General features: G+C 70.2%; 16 protein-coding genes and 3 pseudogenes. 10 read left to right on the top strand and 9 right to left on the bottom strand.

What is annotated here, in order from left to right; genetic code table 11:
• Nucleotides 1-209: 209 nt before the first annotated feature.
• Nucleotides 210-986 carry a hypothetical protein gene (locus tag ABZZ04_RS23780; protein WP_356934212.1) on the top strand — a complete coding sequence of 259 codons (777 nt, stop codon included), beginning with the start codon at nt 210-212 and terminating at the stop codon, nt 984-986.
• Nucleotides 987-2102: 1116 nt separating this feature from the next.
• Here ABZZ04_RS23780 and ABZZ04_RS23775 read toward each other — a convergent pair.
• Nucleotides 2103-2210: pseudogene (locus ABZZ04_RS23775) on the bottom strand (NADP-dependent oxidoreductase); the annotation flags it as partial.
• Between ABZZ04_RS23775 and ABZZ04_RS23770 the strand changes: the two are divergent.
• Both ABZZ04_RS23770 and ABZZ04_RS23765 read left to right on the top strand, forming a co-directional pair.
• Complete coding sequence (locus ABZZ04_RS23770; RefSeq protein WP_356934211.1) at nt 2161-2445, top strand: MFS transporter; 285 nt, start codon at nt 2161-2163, stop codon at nt 2443-2445. The pseudogene ABZZ04_RS23775 and the gene ABZZ04_RS23770 overlap by 50 nt on opposite strands.
• Nucleotides 2446-2764: 319 nt before the next feature.
• Nucleotides 2765-3082 carry a hypothetical protein gene (locus ABZZ04_RS23765; protein WP_356934210.1) on the top strand — a complete coding sequence of 106 codons (318 nt, stop codon included), beginning with the start codon at nt 2765-2767 and terminating at the stop codon, nt 3080-3082.
• 292 nt (nt 3083-3374) lie between these two features.
• Here ABZZ04_RS23765 and ABZZ04_RS23760 read toward each other — a convergent pair whose 3' ends face one another.
• Both ABZZ04_RS23760 and ABZZ04_RS23755 read right to left on the bottom strand, forming a co-directional pair.
• The gene (locus ABZZ04_RS23760) at nt 3375-4529 is read right to left on the bottom strand and encodes an MFS transporter (protein WP_356934209.1); all 1155 of its coding nucleotides are present in this window, start codon (nt 4527-4529) and stop codon (nt 3375-3377) included.
• Between the two features lie 44 nt (nt 4530-4573).
• A complete protein-coding gene (locus ABZZ04_RS23755; protein WP_356934208.1) occupies nt 4574-5461 on the bottom strand; it encodes an NAD(P)-dependent oxidoreductase in 888 nt (295 codons plus the stop codon).
• A gap of 83 nt (nt 5462-5544) precedes the next feature.
• Between ABZZ04_RS23755 and ABZZ04_RS23750 the strand changes: the two genes are divergently transcribed.
• Complete coding sequence (locus ABZZ04_RS23750) at nt 5545-6147, top strand: ABATE domain-containing protein (protein ID WP_356934207.1); 603 nt, start codon at nt 5545-5547, stop codon at nt 6145-6147.
• 242 nt (nt 6148-6389) lie between these two features.
• Here the strand turns inward: ABZZ04_RS23750 and ABZZ04_RS23745 are convergent, their stop codons facing one another.
• Entirely contained in the window at nt 6390-6575 is a 186-nt protein-coding gene (locus tag ABZZ04_RS23745) for a hypothetical protein (RefSeq protein ID WP_356934206.1), read from the bottom strand.
• A 94-nt stretch (nt 6576-6669) separates the two neighbouring features.
• Nucleotides 6670-6807 carry a hypothetical protein gene (locus tag ABZZ04_RS23740; RefSeq protein WP_356934205.1) on the bottom strand — a complete coding sequence of 46 codons (138 nt, stop codon included), beginning with the start codon at nt 6805-6807 and terminating at the stop codon, nt 6670-6672.
• 613 nt (nt 6808-7420) lie between these two features.
• Here ABZZ04_RS23740 and ABZZ04_RS23735 point away from each other — a divergent pair.
• The gene (locus ABZZ04_RS23735; RefSeq protein WP_356934204.1) at nt 7421-8182 is read left to right on the top strand and encodes a DUF1963 domain-containing protein; all 762 of its coding nucleotides are present in this window, start codon (nt 7421-7423) and stop codon (nt 8180-8182) included.
• 346 nt (nt 8183-8528) lie between these two features.
• Here ABZZ04_RS23735 and ABZZ04_RS23730 read toward each other — a convergent pair.
• Both ABZZ04_RS23730 and ABZZ04_RS23725 read right to left on the bottom strand, forming a co-directional pair.
• A pseudogene (locus tag ABZZ04_RS23730) lies at nt 8529-8929 on the bottom strand (transposase); the annotation flags it as partial.
• Between the two features lie 41 nt (nt 8930-8970).
• Entirely contained in the window at nt 8971-9741 is a 771-nt protein-coding gene (locus ABZZ04_RS23725) for a hypothetical protein (RefSeq protein WP_356934203.1), read from the bottom strand.
• A gap of 459 nt (nt 9742-10200) precedes the next feature.
• On the opposite strand from ABZZ04_RS23725, the gene ABZZ04_RS23720 reads away from it, so the two are divergent.
• The 5 genes and pseudogenes from ABZZ04_RS23720 to ABZZ04_RS23700 all read left to right on the top strand — a co-directional run bounded on the left by ABZZ04_RS23720 (nt 10201) and on the right by ABZZ04_RS23700 (nt 15214).
• A complete protein-coding gene (locus ABZZ04_RS23720) occupies nt 10201-10485 on the top strand; it encodes a hypothetical protein (protein WP_356934202.1) in 285 nt (94 codons plus the stop codon).
• A gap of 145 nt (nt 10486-10630) precedes the next feature.
• Nucleotides 10631-10981: pseudogene (locus ABZZ04_RS23715) on the top strand (hypothetical protein); the annotation flags it as partial.
• A 77-nt stretch (nt 10982-11058) separates the two neighbouring features.
• Entirely contained in the window at nt 11059-13038 is a 1980-nt protein-coding gene (locus ABZZ04_RS23710) for a protein-arginine deiminase family protein (protein ID WP_356934201.1), read from the top strand.
• Between the two features lie 86 nt (nt 13039-13124).
• Nucleotides 13125-14543, top strand: a complete 1419-nt coding sequence (locus ABZZ04_RS23705; protein ID WP_356934200.1) for a histidine kinase — start codon at nt 13125-13127, stop codon at nt 14541-14543.
• On the top strand, nt 14540-15214 hold the full coding sequence (locus tag ABZZ04_RS23700) for a response regulator transcription factor (protein ID WP_356934199.1): 675 nt from the start codon (nt 14540-14542) through the stop codon (nt 15212-15214). Before ABZZ04_RS23705 ends, ABZZ04_RS23700 begins: the two co-directional genes overlap by 4 nt.
• A 351-nt stretch (nt 15215-15565) precedes the next feature.
• On the opposite strand, the gene ABZZ04_RS23695 is transcribed toward ABZZ04_RS23700, so the two are convergent.
• Nucleotides 15566-16027, bottom strand: a complete 462-nt coding sequence (locus tag ABZZ04_RS23695; protein ID WP_356934198.1) for a hemerythrin domain-containing protein — start codon at nt 16025-16027, stop codon at nt 15566-15568.
• On the bottom strand, nt 16017-16796 hold the full coding sequence (locus ABZZ04_RS23690) for an alpha/beta hydrolase (RefSeq protein WP_356934197.1): 780 nt from the start codon (nt 16794-16796) through the stop codon (nt 16017-16019). The genes ABZZ04_RS23695 and ABZZ04_RS23690 overlap by 11 nt, the downstream gene beginning before the upstream one ends.
• Nucleotides 16797-17215 lie beyond the last annotated feature (419 nt).

Genomic DNA, 17215 nt, shown 5'->3' with positions numbered 1-17215 from the left:
TCACATGCTCCGCAACGTGACAGCACCTTCCAGAGCTGCCTCGACGGCACACCACCGGACACCGCCGACTGGCCCCGCAGCCCGGCACACCGGCTCAGCAAGGCGGCCATGCGGCGAAGTCGAAACTTCGAGGGAGGATGGGAAGAGAGCGGATCTGCGTGGTGAAGTGCAGGTCTCTGACAATCCGACAGCAGGGAGCGTTTCTTCCGATGACCGCACAGCCCACACACCCTGAGCACAGCAGTTCCGGGACCGCTTCGCTCAGGGAGGTCTCACCGTTCAAGCCTTCTCTCGTCAAGGCGGTGTTCAGGAACGTGACCCCGATGCACATCTCACGGTCGGCCACGTGGGCCGCCTCGTCGGTGACTCGGACAGTGCTGACGGAGATCATCGACGGCGCGAGGAGAGCCGCGGCGGAGCAGGCCCGGAAGAAGCTGATACCCGGGGACCTCATCTCGGCAATCGACCGGAACGTCGAGGTCGAGGTGGGGGCCACGTGGTATGAGCACAGCCCGACGTTCAAGGGTCTGACCGGTGTCGTGCGCGACGCCGAAGGAGTCGTTGTGGTCCCTCCCAGGCGCAGCAGGTCTCGCAAACCAAGCGCCGTGGTCGGTGCCCACAGGTTCGAGTCCGGGGTCAAGAGGCTGCTGCGGAGCCGAGGGGTGACGGCCGTCCCCGCGATGGTCCGCGACCTGGACGGAATCGCGAGCGTGTTCCTGACGGACCTCGCCCGGGACACGGCCATGGTCGTCCGCGAGGGCGGAGTGAAACGCTTCGGCTCGGTCGCCCTGGTGATGCCGGGCGAACCGGCCACGCTCCCGCCCCTCGACGATTCCCTCCAGGTCCTGTCCGTTCGCAGTGGGGACAGGCGGACCATCGGCAGGGACGACGTCCTGTCCGCCACCACGATGCAGTTGTTCGGCAGCATCAGGCAGCGAGCCCTCGTCGAAGCCCGTGAGGCGACACCGAACACGTCGGCCTGCTGAACGGGTGCAACCGTCATCGTCGCCTCGCCCTCGTCCGCTGCCCCAGGCCTGCCGGAGGAGAAGCGTCAAGGACAGAAGACCGGTGCCATCAGGCACCGGCGAAGCAGCCCGGAGCAGAGCAGCGAGACGGCGGCCCGGGGCAGTCGACGGCCCTGCACGGAATCCCGACACCAGACCCATCCCTGCGGCTGCTCCCGGCGCACCCGGAGGTGGGCGGGAGCCGAGGTCGGCTGGCGATATCGCGCGGCCTCACCAGGGGTGATGAGGCCGTGGTCTGCAGTGGTCGGGGCTGCTGACAGTTGCTCAGCAGGGCCTGGGGCGGGCCCGATCGTCGGTCAGCGGCTCCGGAGTCCGCGGCAGATCGCTTCAAAACGATTTGCGTCGCAACTTCCCAGGCAGATGTGGGTCACTGCGTGTGATTGCGAGAGACTCACCACCACTTGTCCTTCGAATGGAATTTTCCGTAGGTGGTATCGGGAGCAATGCCTTGCCTAGGCAAGACCCATCCTTCGAAAGCAAGGTACTGTAGTCCTGCCTCACAGGATCCTCCTGCAACTGAGCGGTGTGTGCCGCCAGTTCGCGGACCTCCGGGACCCACACGCCTGAGTGCCGGACCGGGAGGAGAAAGTGCAGGTGGTGTCGATGAGCAGCGACCAATACGACAAGCGCGGCAGGAGCCGGTGGCCTGAGCCGGATCGATGGCAGGTCTTCCTGGCGGCGGCAAGTCTGGTGGTGGCGATCATCGCTCTGGTGAGGTAGTCCCTCGGCAAACACCGAGTGCTCACCCCGAAGCGTGGTAGGACCAGCCGGGCGCCGTATACGCAGCGAGCCCGGCCGCTAGATGGTCGACCGGGCTCGGTGACTGCATGGGCCCAGTTCCGGGTGGCCGCCCGGGGCTGGGCCTTCGTGCATGGGACCGGCTGCGTCAGCGGGCCGCTCCACATCGCCGTGACCCTTGAAACTTGCTACGTTCCGGCGGAGGTGCAAGTTATAGGGGTCATCCTGAGCAGGATAGCTCAAGGTGCTGCAGAGATCACGGTGGGGCAACGAGGAACCGAGCTGCAGCAGCCCGGGGCGGTTCCTCCGATCGGGGGGAGCCCTGCCCCAACACAGGTGGATCGGCAGCGCGTCGAGCACGCGCAGGTAGTCGTGGTCCCAGGGGAAGGCCGTGCCGATGACCCGGGCACCCCTGTCGATCGCCACCGGGGCGATGCCCACGCCGGTGCACGTCGCGCTCATGCTGACCGCGCTGCGCCTCGCGCGGAAGGGCGAGGGTGGACGCACCGTCGCACGGATCACCCCGGGGCTCGGCGTCGCGACCGTGATCGGGATGCCCGTCGGCAACGTGCTGTCCGAGACTCCGGGTTGGCAGTGGTCGTTCGCCCTCATCGCCTCGCTCAGCGGACTCGCGCTCCTGATCGTGCTCGTCGCGTTCCCCGACGACCGCTCTGCGCGATGAGACCGGTTGGCGTTCCCTGCGCACCCTCGCCCGTGCGCCCGTGATCGGCGGGATCGTGATGACCGCGCTGGTCGGCCTTGGCGCGATGCCCCTGCCCGCGTTCACGCTGCCGTTCCTGACGAGCGTCGGCGTCGATGACCGGGCCATGGCCCGCTCCTGCTCATCTACGGAGCAACGTGCCTGGCCGGCAACATCATCGGCGGCAGGCTCGCCGACCACGGACTCGGCCGCGCTCTCGCCCTCACGACGGGCGCGGCGGCCGTCGCGCCCGTCGTCGCCGGGCTGATCGGCGGGAGCTCAGCCGGCGTGGTGGCGGGCCTTGCGCTGGTCGGGCTCGCCTCCTTTCTCCACCTTCGCGCCCCTGAACGCCCGGGGCGCGACCAGGTCGGACGGCATCGCCCCGGACCTCGCCCTCGCGGTCAACAGCTCCGCGTTCAACATCGGCATCGCCGCCGCCGGATGGCTCGGAGGAGCCGCCCTCGTCGCGGGGTACAGCGCGGCACAACCGCCCTTCCTCTGCGCCGATGCCCTGGTTCTGGCGTTCGCGGTGTCGCTCGTGCTGACCGCGAGGGTGAAGTCCCGACGGCGTGTCGCGGACAGTTCGCTGTCCCATCCGCAGTCCGCGAGAGCCCGGTAGGCCTCATCGGACATCACGCGGCCGCTGCCGGCTCCTAGGCGTGCGCGGCCGGTCCCCGATGCGTGCGACAGGGATACCGGGCGGCCACGAGTTCATCACGGCAGCCACGAGACGCCCGTCGTGCTCGCCTCTGCGGATCTCCTTCGTCAGCCGGAGCGCTCCGAGCCCGTCGAGTTGGCGGATCGGCGGATCGGCGGATCACGATCTGCATCGTGACGCCGGGCAGGACCTCAGCCTGCGGCCAGGCCGCGGACTGCCCGTCCCGGAACACCAGGTTCCAGGGGTGAGCATGTCATGTTTCTGCGCGTGTGGCCGGGAATGCCTGTGCTCGGGCGACGACGACGAGGAACGCTGCGATGGTCAGGCCGAGTGCGGTCCAGGCCAGGGCGGGGGCGCTCGCGTGGGTTGCCAGGATCGCGCCGCCGACGATGCCACCACCGGCTACCGCCAGGTTGAACACGGTCACGAATACGGACTGGGCGGCGTCGGTGTGCTCGCCGGCCCGGTCGGCCAGGGCGGTCTGCAGCAGCGCGGGCGCGCCGCCGAAGCCGAGGCCCCAGACCGCGATCGCGACAGCGATCAGCACGGCTCCAATGATCGGGTTGGCCAGGGCGAGGCCGGCTGTGGCCATGAGGGTGAGCACACCGAGCACGGTTGCTCGTAGTGCCCGGTCGATGACCAGGCCGGTGGCGGTGATCCCGATGAAGGAGGCGATGCCGAAGATCGCGAGCCCGATGTCGAGGCGCAGGCCGGTCGGAACGAGCAGGGGCGCGATATAGGTGTAGAGGATGTTGTGCGCGAGCACCCACGCGAGTGCGACGACCAGCACCGCCCGGATACCGGGCAGCAGGACCACACGCCGCAGCGGCAGATGCGCCGACGGTGCCTGGCCGGGTACATCGGGCACGGCGGCGCCGATCCACGCGGCCAGGCCGGCCGCGGCCAGCGAGATCGCGGCGAACACCCACCGCCAGTCCACGAGCGAGCCGGCGAGTGCCCCCAGCGGGACTCCGGCGGCCAGCGCGACGGGTTGGCCGATCCCTGTGACGGTGAGCGCGCGTCCTTGCTGGGCGGGCGGGACGAGGCGGCGGGCGTACCCGGCCAGCACACCCCACACGAGCGCGGCGGCCGCACCGGCGATGAACCGGGCCACCAGGATCAGCGGGTACCCGGGCGCGAGCGCAGTCACGGTGTTGAACACCAGCAGCGTGAGCACCGCGGCCAGCAGCACCTTCTTCCGGCTCACCCGTCGGGTCGCGGCCACGAGCGGGATCGCAGCGAGCACCGACCCGATCGCGTACAGCGTGACCAACTGCCCTGCTGCGGGTTCAGAGATCCCCAGCCCTGCCGAGAGTTGTGGGAGGAGTCCGGCGGGGATGGTCTCGGTGAAGATCGCGAGGAACCCCGCCGCGGCCAGCGCCAGCAGCGCCGCCCACGGCAACCCCACGCGTTGAACGTGTCCGGACATGGTGGTCGCGTGTGTTCCTGTGGTCACTGGCCGGCCTCGCCGAGGTCGCGGTGGCGCTGCATGTCGGCCAGCGAGGCCCAGTCATCCTGCCCGTGCCCCGCCTCGATCGCGTCGGTGAGCAGTTCGGAGAGCAGATCGGCCACCGGGAGCCCGAGCCCGGTCGACGCGGCCTGGCTGCGGGCCAGGTCGACGTCCTTGCGTCCCAGTACCGGGGTGAACCCGGCCGGGGAGTATGCCTGGCGAGCGATGAGCCCGCCGTAGTTCGTGTACACCGGGCCCGGTGTGATCGTCGAAGTGAACAGCTCCACCAGCGTCTTGGCATCGACATCGCCCCGCTCACCAATAGCAACGGCTTCGGCCATCGACTGGATCGCCGAGGCGATGAGCACCTGGCCGGCGACCTTGACCACGTTCGCCTGCTGCGGCGAATCACCGACCGGCCACACACGAGCACTGACCGCTTCCAGTAGCGGGCTCACCCGCTCGACCAGTTCGGGCGCCCCAGCACTGACGATATTGAGCTTGCCCGCCACTGCGACCGGCACCCCACCGAACATCGGCGCAGCCACATACCCGACCCCCTTATCCGCATGGATCGCCGCCGCCTCCTCCGCCAGCGCCGGGCTGATCGTCGCGAGATTCACATGCACCACCCCCGACGGCGCAGCATCGAGCAAGCCGCTGTCGAAAAACACCTCCCTTACCGCGGCATCGTCGGCAAGCACCGAGAACACCACCGGCGAGGAGAACACCTCGCCCGGCTGCTCCAGCCTCACCACCCCCGCATCCACCAGCGGTGCGAGCCGAGCACGGTCCCGGTTCCACGCCGCCACCCGGTATCCGGCCCGCACCAGATTCCGGGCAATCGCCGCCCCCATACCGCCGGTACCGACCACGGTCACATCGGTCATCACATCCACCTTCCAGACTGGAACCATCTGAACCGGTTCCACCATACATGCCACCCCGCAGTGGAACCACCTAAAGTGGTTCCATGACCGATCCCGCTGCCCCGAGCACCACCGCCGCGAACCGCCCGATGTTCCGGCTCGACAACGAGCAACTCGCGTTCCGCTTCACCGCCACCCTCAGCGATCGGCACGGCAACCCAGTTGAACGGCTGCCCGATCCGGGACGGCTGGATGACTGGCTCGCCGCCAACGACATCGCCGTCGGCAGCGAACACGCCACCCCCGCAGACCTCGACCTGGCCCAGCGGCTCCGTGAGGCGATCCATCGCATCGGCACCGCGATCGCCCACGACGAGCCGACGACCAAGACGGATCGAGCAGTGCTCAACCGGCTCCTGCACGACGAGCAGCTCTGCCCCGAACTCACCGGGACCGGGCTGCGCTGGCAGCCCATCACCGGACACCACGTGCGCGGCGCGCTCAGCCGCATCGCCCACGACGCCGTCACCCTCCTCGGCGGCCCCCAACGCGGCCAGGTGAAGGCCTGCCAGAACCCCGACTGCCGAGGCCTCTACGTCGACACCAGTCAGGGCCAGAACCGTCGCTGGTGCTCGATGAACATCTGCGGCAACCGCGCGAAGAAAGCCCGCTTCCGCGGTCCACGCACCACCGCCGACAACAACTGAACCCCTACACGCGGGCCGCATCTGTGCCAACGCGAAGCAGTCGTGGCGTGCCGACCTTCTTCACCGAGAAGTCCTGCCCCTCAAGGCAACGCTCGCCGGTGCCCTCACCACCGGGGGCTGCATGATCGGACTGCACAGCCTGATCGACTGGCAGGAGAAGCGGGCGGGGAGTCCCTGCCCGCCTTTCCCGGACTCCCGAGCTCCCGAGCTCCCGGACTCCCGGACTCCCGGACTCCCGGACGTCAGGCTGCGCTGAACTCGTGGGCGGGACCGTCGCGCCACTCCACCCACTGCGGATCGTCCAAAACGGATTCGGGGACGTCGACTCCGGCGTCCCCGAGGACCACGACCAGGTCGTGGTCGCCGTAGGCGGTGCCGAGGCTCTCGTCCTGGCCGCTGCTGTGTGCGCACGGTGCCCCGCCGACCATCCGAGATGGAGGGCCGGCACACGACGATCGGCGCGCTGGTCACGCCTCCCGGTGTGACCCGGCTCCGCCCGGGAAGCGGGTCGGGCCGAGTTCTTCAGGCGACGCGCACCACGAGGGCGGTGGCGTTGTCCGCGTACGGGTCGGGCAGCGCGCGGGCCCACCGGACGGGCGTCCTCGACAAGCCGCTGTGCGTCCTTGCATGGTTCGCCGGTGAGGTAGTCGGCCAGGTCATGGTCGGCGTCCTCAAGGGGCCACCCCGGTCTTCTCCGAAGCAGGCTGTGATCAGGTTCCGGGCGGGCCCGGCGGCATGACGGTCGTACGTGGCACGCAGGCCGGCCTCCCCGTCCGTGTGCAGGACGGCGGCGCGGTCCAGGAAACGGGCGACGGCCCGGGTCCGCGTGCGGACGGCCGGAATGTCGCCGACACCATCTTCGTCGGTGAACTTCGCCCCCGCAGCTGGTGCAGACGGGCAGGCGGGCTTCGCGCCGGGCCGCCTCCCGTACTGCTTCTACGGCCTTCTTCGCAGCCGAAGTGGACGAGCACGGTGGCCGACTCCGCAGCGTGTGGGACCTCGGCGCCGCGCTCGCCTCGGAGTACGAGCGGGCCGGCACGCCGCCCCTGAGCGGCCTCGTCCGCCCCGACGGAGACCGGGCGCGCATCCCGCGCGCCGCTGCGTGGCGCATCATCAGACGCCGCGGTCCGCCCGCCAACGCCGAACAGCTGCGGACCTTCCTGGACGCCTGCCAAGTGCGCCGGTCTGCCCAGCGGCACCACCGTTCCGATCCGAAGCCCTGTCATGGACGTCCCGACGACCGTGCCAGGAACAGGTGGGAGACTCGGTGCCCATGGAGCTTCAAGAGCATGGTTCGGGCAGTCCGTACTCCGCCGTCGACGAGCTGATCCGTACGCGCTTGGACTCTGCGGCAGCTGACCTCCTCACCGGCCTGGTGAGGCCGTCCGTAGGGTTTGTCGTCGGGACGGTCGGGCGTGAGACCGGATGCTCGATCGGAGGCCGGCCTCGGAGCACCGACGAATTCGACTGGCCCTGCTATCGCGGACGCCCGATGGTTCTTCTCGCGCAGTTGGACTGCAGCCGGGTCGGGCCGCTTCTCGGGAAGGAGTGGATGCTGCCCGGGGACGGGCACTTGCTTTTCTTCCACGACGATGAGTTCGTTGCCGAGTTCAGCTTCGATCTCGGAGACGACGGCTGCCGAGTCGTGCACGTGCCGGCCGAGCACCTCGGGCATCAGCCCGGAGACAATCTCACGGATGCCGTCCCTGCCCTGCCCCTGGAGCCGCTTGCCCTCCCGTCGGTGCCCACCCTGGCGGACCGGGAGGTTGATCCGGCGGCTGATCGTGGCGTCATCGCCATGCTCGACTTCTATGAAGCCCTGTCCACTCGCTGTCCCGCTCCGCGTCACCGTCTGCTCGGCTGGTGCGACAGCACGGACACCCCCAGGCCCAAAGGCCATCGCCCCCTGCTCCAGTTGGAGGCCGAAGCCGTCAACAACTGGGGCGAGATCGTCAACATCTCCTTCTGGATCCGCGATGAGGACCTGCGTGCGGGGAATCTCGGCAGAGTCCGCCGATCCTACGAAGTCGCCTGACCAGTCCGCGTGCACCGCCTCGCGAGTCGGTCGGGGACGCGGCAAAGCGGACGTCCCGCGCAACCGCCCAAGAAAACGGCCTGACCTGCGCGTTCAGGGGCGCGTCAGCACCTGTGTCCGAACCTCGGCCGACCGTTTGCCCGGATCAGGATTCGAACGGGGCGGGCTCGGGCTGCTCCGGCGGCGACATCAGCGGTTCCGCTGACGGCCTTCGGGTGGTGATGGAAGGATTCGACCCGGGCCCGGGGAATCGGGAGGCTTCCGGGCGGCGGTGACCGTGACCGTCGTCCGGTCAATCCCGGTGGGCTTCGCGAGTGTCCGGCCGATTGCTCCTGCGGGAGCTTCGACGGGTGACGTGCCTGGTCATGAGCGTGATCGCGGCCAAGGTGACGAGTGGTTCCGAGCGCTGGACAAGTCGTTCGCAGTCGCGCGTGTCGGCGGGCGTGCATGCCCCAGGCGTGTGACCGTTCGACGGCCCGACGCCGGGGCAGAACGGCGAAACCGGAAGCGTCCTTCAGGCGGCCGACGGGCTTGATCGTTCAAGTTCAGGCAGGTATTCGCCCAGGTCACGAGCTGTCCGGCATGGGCGGATCCGGCCCGGACGATGGTGATCCCAGGATGGATCAGCCGCAGCCGGAGCAGCACTTCCTCGGCCGTGTTGCCGTCGGTCGTGTCGGCCGGGGTGACCATGACGAACAGCGGCAGGCCCTCGGTGTCCACGACAAGGTGCCGCTTGCAGCCGTTGATCTGTACGTGATCGGGAGCCGACAGCTCCGTGAAGGCCCTGCTCAGCCATCCCCTTCGTTCCCCTCCTGACGGTGCTCCACCTCCACGCCGAGCGCGGCCAGTCGGCCGACGATGTACGCGCCGAGTGACTCCCGGGCGGCGTTGAGGTGGAGCAGCGTGGTCTCCGCTTGCGCGGCCAGGTCCTCAGGCAACGGACACCCGGCCTCCACGCAGTCGGTCATGGTGTAGGTCGCAGACGACAGGGCCGCACCGAGGGTGGTCACGTCGATCCCGTGATCGTTTGCTGATACGGCACGTCCCATCGAGCCGCGGCCTATCAGCATTCGGGCAGAGCCCGCGTGCGCAAACCAGAGGCCGTCGTGGAGTGCTTCGTCGAAAGCATCGTCGACTGCACCCCTGGCAGCGTGCCATTCCTCGGAGAAGGCCTCAGCGTCAACGGACCGGCCGCGCCTCAACTCGCCGAAAGTGTCCAGAAGGAGAAGATGCCATGCACGCGTGGTCGAGCGCATGCGTATCAAGCGTTCCGTCACGGCCAACTGTCGGGCGTTTCTCTCGGCGACCCGCTCTCGCTCCGCAGCTGCCCGCCTTTCCGCTTCGGCCACTCGGAACTCGAACTGTTGTTGACGCCGCTGGAGATCCTCCTCACGACGCTGCTGCGCACGTTCCCGTTCCTCCTGCTGCAGCAGCGCCTCCTGCCGCTCCGCCGCCTGCCGACGGTGCAGGAGCAATGGTCCGAACACTGCGCCCCCTGCACCAACGACGGCTCCACCGACTGCCCCGATCAGCCCGTACAGTGCTGCTGCGTCCGCCATGGCGCACATTCTGCACGGAGACGCTGATCACTGTGGCACGTGCCGCAGAACCCGGCCAAGAGCCCCCCGCGCTCCCGTCAGATCTCCCGGTCGGCGACCGCCCGGTGGCGGCCAGGGCGTTCCGGCTGCTCCGGCCCAGCGCAAAGCCTGCTCTCCTTGTGATGCACCCGGGCCGCTGACCAGCGCTGCCCCCGGGTTCAGTGGGCGTCGGCCGGTCTTACCCGTTGTCGGTGGCGTTCTTGTCGTACAGGGGCCGCCGGGCAGGTCGGGGAGCTGGAGGGCCGCCGCAGGCGGTGTCCACGACGACCACGACCCGATGGGCCCTCCGGGACCTGTCCGATTGTCGATGTGGCAGGCCGTTGCCTGGCTGGTCATGCTCGCCTGCCACGGTCATCGGCCTCGCCGTGCTCATCCGCGAAGAGCTGCTGTTCCGACGCCCGGATCGAGACACTCGCAGCGATGCCCCTGAGACCTGAACCAGTTGTTCCCTGCACGTACAAGGGCCGCCCAAACAGCATCGAGCCGGCCGACGACAAGGCCGGCATCGCGCTGATCAGCCCCGCCCGACTGAACCCCTACCTGACCTCGTGCACCAGTGACTCCGCCGCCGCGCTCGCGCTGTACCAGTGGAACAGCGGCCTCGTCGCAGCGTTCTTCGAACCGTTCGGGCACCTGGAGATCGTGCTGCGCAACGTGCTGCCCGACCTCGCGGGCGCCTTCCCTCACTCCCCCAACCACACCTGACCACGGTGGAGAACCCGTCGGAGCCAGCGGGCCTGCCGGCCCACCCGTGGGGGCAGGCCGGCAGGCAAGTGGGCCGGTGCACCCGGCAGTCGGTCGGATTCGCCGCCCGTCGTTGTCGGTCGGGATTTGGTCCTGGACAAGTAAGCGGACGATCACCGTGACCGGGCGGGTCACCCGGGCGAACCGGGACACCCACACGTACCAGGGGTACGCGGGCCGCACGGTCAGCCTGCAGTTCAAGGCGGCGGGCGCCTCCTCGTACACGACGGTCAAGAAAGTGACGTCGAACAGGACCGGGGAGCTCAGGACCACGGTGAAGGCCACCGGGTCGGGGACATGGCGGTGGACGTACTACGGGAACTCCGCCTCCGGCGCGAAGTCGTCGACCGGGGACCACGTCGCCGTGCGGTGGACGACGCGCACGGAGCGCCCCCGCGCTTTCGGAAGCACCGTGGTCCGGACCGGCCTCGGTCGGGCAACCCCGCCGGAAGGATGAGACGTTACCCGTTCATCGGGCGGGAACCGGCCATCCGGCGGATGTCCGGCGGTCGGCGCCCCGCCGAGAGTGGGGCCATGGACGACGAAAGCTCCCTGCCCATCTCCGGTGCCCGCCCCGTCGGGCGCCCTCGCCACCGACGCCGCCGTCCGGTGCCCGCGAGCACGGGCGTACTCGGCGCGGCCCTGCTCATGGTCATGTCCGGACTGCTTCCGGGGCGTCCGGCGCACGCCGCGCCGCTCGGACCGGTCATCCGGGCGGACACGAACCGGGACGGCCGTGTCACCGCCGACGACGATCCCGGCAAGGACGTGTGGACCCGCGGCCGTGGTGCGCTGATGCTGCCCAACGTGGACGACGACCAGCGGCGCTGCCCCGCCGCAGGCCCCACCGGAGCGCGGTTGCCCGATGACCACCTCGTGGCCTGCAACGACGCGGCGAACTCCGTCGTCGACGGCGCGGCCGACCTGGCCGACCTCGCCCCGGTACGCATCACCGCCGATCCGCACGCCGAGGCCGGGACCACCGCCACCGTCACCACCGACCCGGCCTCCCGGGACCGCGTCCGGATCTTCGCCGAGCGCCGTGGCCGTATGGTCCTGCTGGGGCCCGGCGACCGGCTGACCACCGGCGAGCTGCGCCACGGCGTCGCGCTGGGCGTCGAGGCACGGGACTTCGTACGCGACCCCGAGCAGTGGGCGGGCTTCACCGACCTCGCCCTGAAGGTCGATCGTGGTGGTGTCACCGCTGAGGACCGAGTACGGCTCCGGGTCGCGCCGCTGGTGTTCGAGCACGACCTGATGCCGATACGAAGCCTGATGACGGCCGACCACACCACCGGGCCGGCCGAGGTGGAGCGCGGCAAGCGCTACGACCCCGCCATGCAGCCGCGGCCCGTACACCCCGGAGAGGCCGCGTTCCGCCGCGACCTGCGACGCGGCCTCGACCGGGCCGGGCTGCCCGCCCCTCTGTACAACTACCCCACGGGCGGCGACGTCTGGATGCAGGACCTGTTCAAAACCGCCTACGCCTCCATTCCCGCTCCCGGCGGCCGGGAGCACCGCGTCACTGTCGTCGTGCGGTCCGCGGACGTGATGCCGGGCACGGCCACACGCGAGTTCCCTCTGAGGGACGCTTCACGGAGTGCCTTCCCGCTGCTGCGCGGCCCCGGTACGGGAGTGATCCAGCAGTACGACCCCCGGCGGGTCGGCAGCGACGACAGCCAGTACTACGGTTCCTTCAGCTCCACCGGGAACTTCGGTACCCTCCCGCCGTACACCTGGCGCGGCCGCCGCTACCCGGTCGGGCGGGTCGTCTACGGCGGGACCGGGGGCCTGGAATCCCCCGATCCGTCCTTCGTCCGGATGCTCGCCGCGCAGGGCTATCAGCGGCCTGTGGCAGTGGACACCAGCTGGCTGGGGGTCGGCCACATCGACGAGTTCCTTTCCTTCGTCCCGGCCCGGAACGCCCGGGGCTGGGTGGCGGTCGTCGCCGACCCCGTCCTCGGCCGGAACCTGCTGAGCGACCTCGCGAAGCACGGAGGGGGCGGTCGGGCGCTGGTTCGCGGGGTCGCCGCGAAGGACACCGAGGACCCCGGTCTCACGGTCGCCGACGCGCTGCGCAAGCCGTCCCTGACCCGTGGCACCGAGATCGCCGAACGGGGCATCGACGCCGCCCTGCGCACCCTGCGCGATCAGACCGGGCTGACGGATCGTGACATCGTGCGTGTCCCGGCCCTCTTCAACAGGCTTGATGTGCCCGCAGGTTATCCGCGCCGGGACCTGGTCGCCAACTACCTGCCCGGCGCGGCCAACGGTGTCAGTACCGGCACCGGGGTCTATCTGGCGCCGCGTCAGCACGCGCCGGAGGCGGGCGGCCGGGACGTCTTCGAGCAGGCTGCCGAGCAGGCCCTGAGCCGGACCGGCACCCGCATCTCCTGGGTGGAGGACTGGGCCTACTCCCACCACCGGGGCACCGTCGGCGGCGAGGTGCACTGCGCGACCAACACGCTGCGGAGCCTGACCGGAACCCGGCCGTGGTGGACCGAGCGCGACTGAACCGGGCCGTGGCGGACCGGGCGGGACCGGCCCCGGTCCCGGGCCGCCGCCCGGATTCACCGCCCCGTCTCATAGGGTCGGTGATCATGAGCGATCGGTACCTGCCCCAACTGCGCGTGCTCGGCGGCCTTCTGCTCCTCGGCGTGGCCGCTGCCGCCTGGACGACCGGGCCTGCCACGGGCGTCACGATCGTCGCCGTGGGGCTGCTGACGACCGGTGCGGCGCTGGCGGCGGCAGTCCGTCTGCCCCGGCGCCGGTCGGCCCGTCGGTGGTTGGGGCCCGCCGCCGCCGTCTGCTCCGGGGTGGTGACGGCGTGCTACCGGGGGCCGGTCGTCGACGCCACGGGCTGGTGGTGGGTGCTGGAGACACTCGCGCTGCTCGCGCTCCTGGTGCCGACGGTGCGTCGGACGAGCGGAACGGCCGGGGTAATCGCGTACACCGCCGTGCAAGGTGGGGCGATCGGGGCGCTGCCCCTGCGTATCGGCCCGCATCTGACTCCGCCCTCGGGGCCGGCGGAGACCGCGGTGCTGTGTCTGCTCTGGTCGCTGCTGGCGGCGGGCGCCGTCGCGTTGGGCGGCTATCTGCGCGCCCAGGACTCCAGGAGACGCCGGGCCCTCGCGGAGCAGCGTCGCGACCAGCGTCTCGAAGTCGCCCGTGATCTGCACGATTTCGCGGCGCACGACGTCATGGGAGTGGTGGTGCTCGTCCAGGCGGCCCGGCTCCTGGCACGGCAGGACCCTGCGCGGGCCGTGGAGTTGTTGCCGCGGATCGAGGAAGCGGGCCTGCAGGCGCTGGCCGCGATGGACCGTACGGTATGGATGCTCAACACAGACGGAGGCCGGGACGGAGGCCGGGACGGGGGCCAGGACTGGGGCCGAGACGGAGGCCAGGGCGAAGGCCACGACAGGGGCCGTGACCGGGATGCGGCGGTGCCGAGCGGTGTCCTCGTCCCGCCTGCCGGGCGGCTCCCCGGCGCGGATGGCTCCGACCGCTCCGGGCATCGGCGGCGTGACCTGGGTGAACTGACCGAGCTGGCAGCCCGGTTCACTCGCACCGGCACCGTTCAGGCCCGTCTCGACGTGACCGGCGACGCGCTGGAGGGGTTGCCCGGGGAGGTCAGCGCGACCGGCTACCGGATCGTGGTGGAATCCCTCACCAACATCCGCCGCCACGCGTCCGCCGCCGCGGTCGTCGACATCACCGCCCGGCGGGTGCCGTACCGGGGCGTCACCGCTCTCCGTATCACCGTCACGGACACGGCCGGGGCCGGAGCCGCCCCACGGGCGTCCCTGCCTCCGGATCGTGCTCGGGGCGGCCTCGGACTGTCCGGGCTCACCGACCGGGCCGAAGCTCTCGGCGGCTCGCTGACCGCGGGACCGCACGGGACCGCGGGCTGGCGGGTCACAGCCACTCTTCCGCTGCCCGCCGGTGCACCACCGGCGGCGGACCCGCACGCGCGAACGAGCCCCGCGCGAGGCGTGACTCCCGAGGAGACCGTCGTATGACCACCTCCGGCACCATCCGGATTCTGCTGGCGGACGATCAGGAAGCCGTCCGCGCCGGCTTCCGCCTCGTCCTCGATGCCCAACCCGACATGCGGGTGATCGCCGAGGCCTCGGACGGCGTCACCGCGCTCCATGCCGCCCGGCATCTGCGTCCCGACGTACTGCTGGCGGATATCCGGATGCCGGGCCTGGACGGTCTCGAACTGACCCGGCGGCTCGCGGGCCCCGGGGCGGACCCGCCCGTCAGGGTCGTCGTGGTCACCACCTTCGACCTCGACGCGTACGTACACGCCGCGCTCCGGGGCGGAGCCTCGGGCTTCCTGCTGAAACGCTCCGGACCGACGCTTCTGGTCGAGGCGGTGCGTGCGGCGATGTCCGGCGACGCGCTCATCAGCCCGCAGATCACCGCACGCATGCTGCACCGGCTCGTCCCCCCGGTCGGTCAGGACGGGAACCCACCCGTCGAGCCGCTGACCCCGCGCGAGGAGGAGGTCGCGGTGCTGGTCGCCGGGGGCCTGTCGAACGTGGACATCGGAGAGGAACTGTTCATCTCACTCGCCACCGTCAAGTCCCATGTGGCCAACCTCCAGCGCAAGCTGGCCGTCCGCAATCGGGTCGGCATCGCGGCCTGGGCCTGGCAGTCCGGCCTGGCCTCGGCCGACCAGATCTGAGGGCGGATGCCCCGGCGGCGGCGTACCTCCCGCCCCGGGAGGCAACCGTGCCGCTCGCCGGTGGCTGCCGTGCTCCGTCCCGAGCACTCTGGAACCACGTCGCCGCCGCGTCCTGCGCAGCAGCTGACGAGGAGAGGCCGTCCGGGTCCGAACCGTGTGCTCCCCGGGCCGCGGGCGGGCTCGTCGAGCTCGGCCGCGCCCCGTCCGGGTTCGTGACGCGGGTCCGTCTCACCGCGTCACCGAAACCTCGGCGGTCGTGGTTCAGGACCCGGGCGAGGCGGTGGTGGTTCCTCTCGGACCCGGGTGGATTCCCGTTCGCGCCGCCGGCGGGCGGCGCGAACGGGACGCGGTTCAGGTGATCGGGCCGAAGATCTCGGTGCGGTCGAAGTCGGCATCCATGCCGTCCAGTACCGCTCCCAGTTGCTTCTCCTCGTACTTGAAGTGCGTCTCCATGACCGCCTCGATCCCGTCCAGGTGGCGATGTGCCACCTCCGGGTCGGTCGAGTCGGCCACCGCCTTCTGCAATCCACCGATGAGGTGCTCGAGCATGTTGTGGTCCTGAGTCAGCTTCGCGACCACCGGTGCCAGGTCGGGTCGCACCCGTACCAGTTCCGGGAACAGCGAACCGTCCTCGGCACGGTGGTGGCCGGACAGGGCGGCGCAGAAGCCGTGGCAGAACAACAGCAGGTCGGTGGCGGCGTCGGCGGGGTCGCCGCCATCCAGTCCTGCCCGCGCCAGCGCCAACGCATTGCGCAGCTTGCCGTGCACCTGCTGCAGTTCCTCGCCCCAGGCGGTGACGCGATCAGTCGGCAAGGACGCCCTCCCGTCGCAGCCAGGCCGCGCACGCGGTCGTCCAGGACGCGGTGTGCGGCTCGCGCGCAATGAACTTGTGCGGCTCGCCACCGTATTCCACGCCGTCGGCGAGGCCGATGCCGTGGCTGCCGCCCGGGTAGACGTGCAACTCCACCGGTACCGCGGCGGCCGCCAGTGCCCGGGTCCACTCCAGGGCGTTGGGCAGGCCCGGCGGGTCCTGAGCGGTGGCCCATACGAAGGTCGGGCACACCGACGCGTCCACATGCTTGGCCGGGGACAGCTCGTCCCTGATGGGCAGCAGGTCGCCGAGCAGGTTCTCGACCACCGGCGGCGGCAGCAGGTCGAGGTCGGCCAGCGCGTAGGCCAGGATCGCGAAGTCCGGTCGGGGCGGGTCGGCGACACCTTCCTCGATGGACAGAACCTGGCCGGTCATGAGCAGGCCGGCGAGTTGGCCGCCCGCGCTCGATCCGATGACGCCGACCCGGCCGACGTCGAGGCCGTGGTCACCGTTGCGGATGTGGTCCAACCCGGCCCGGGCATCTTCGAGCGGGGCCGGGAACCGGTCCGGCAGCAGCCGGTAGGACAGGACGAAGGCGTGGATGCCGAGGCCGGACAGCCAGCGTGCGTAGCCTTCGCCCTCGTGCGGTGGAAGTTCCCGGAAGCCGCCGCCTGGCAGGACGAGGACAGCGGGTCGGGGGCCGGGGAACCGCTCCTCGGCGGGGTAAAGCGTGATCCTCTGTGCAATCGGGGTGGGAATGGCCGTAGCCACCTTTCGATACGACGCCTCCATGCCTGACGATCCATCCGCCACCGGCACGCGACGCTGCCTGGAACTATAACCCCGAAGGCCAGATGGGTGGTTGCGTTGCGCCGCCGCAATGGCGTCTGGCTTTGAGCACGAGTCCTGGTTCTGGCTCAACTTCTGTGAACTTGCGCCTCCCCGGTCCGGGACCTGCTGGGAGCAAACTGCTGACCTGCCGGTTCACCAGAACCTTCGCCCTCGGAAGCCGGGAATCAGCTCGGCTTCACAGAAGTTGAGCCGGAACCCGAGTTGGGGTGACGCCTGGTCAGCAAGGGTGAGAAGTACTGGAGTTCGGCACTGTCGGATCCCTCGCTGCCACGCGGTTGGCCACCCCCGGGAATCAATACTGGGCGAAGTTATTTATTCCGCGATGGGTTCCGCTCCCG

It is taken from the genome of Streptomyces sp. NPDC006435 (assembly GCF_040612315.1).
GTDB lineage: Bacteria > Actinomycetota > Actinomycetes > Streptomycetales > Streptomycetaceae > Streptomyces.
Note: the sequence above shows the minus strand (reverse complement) of the source record. Positions and strands in the feature narration are given on the sequence as shown.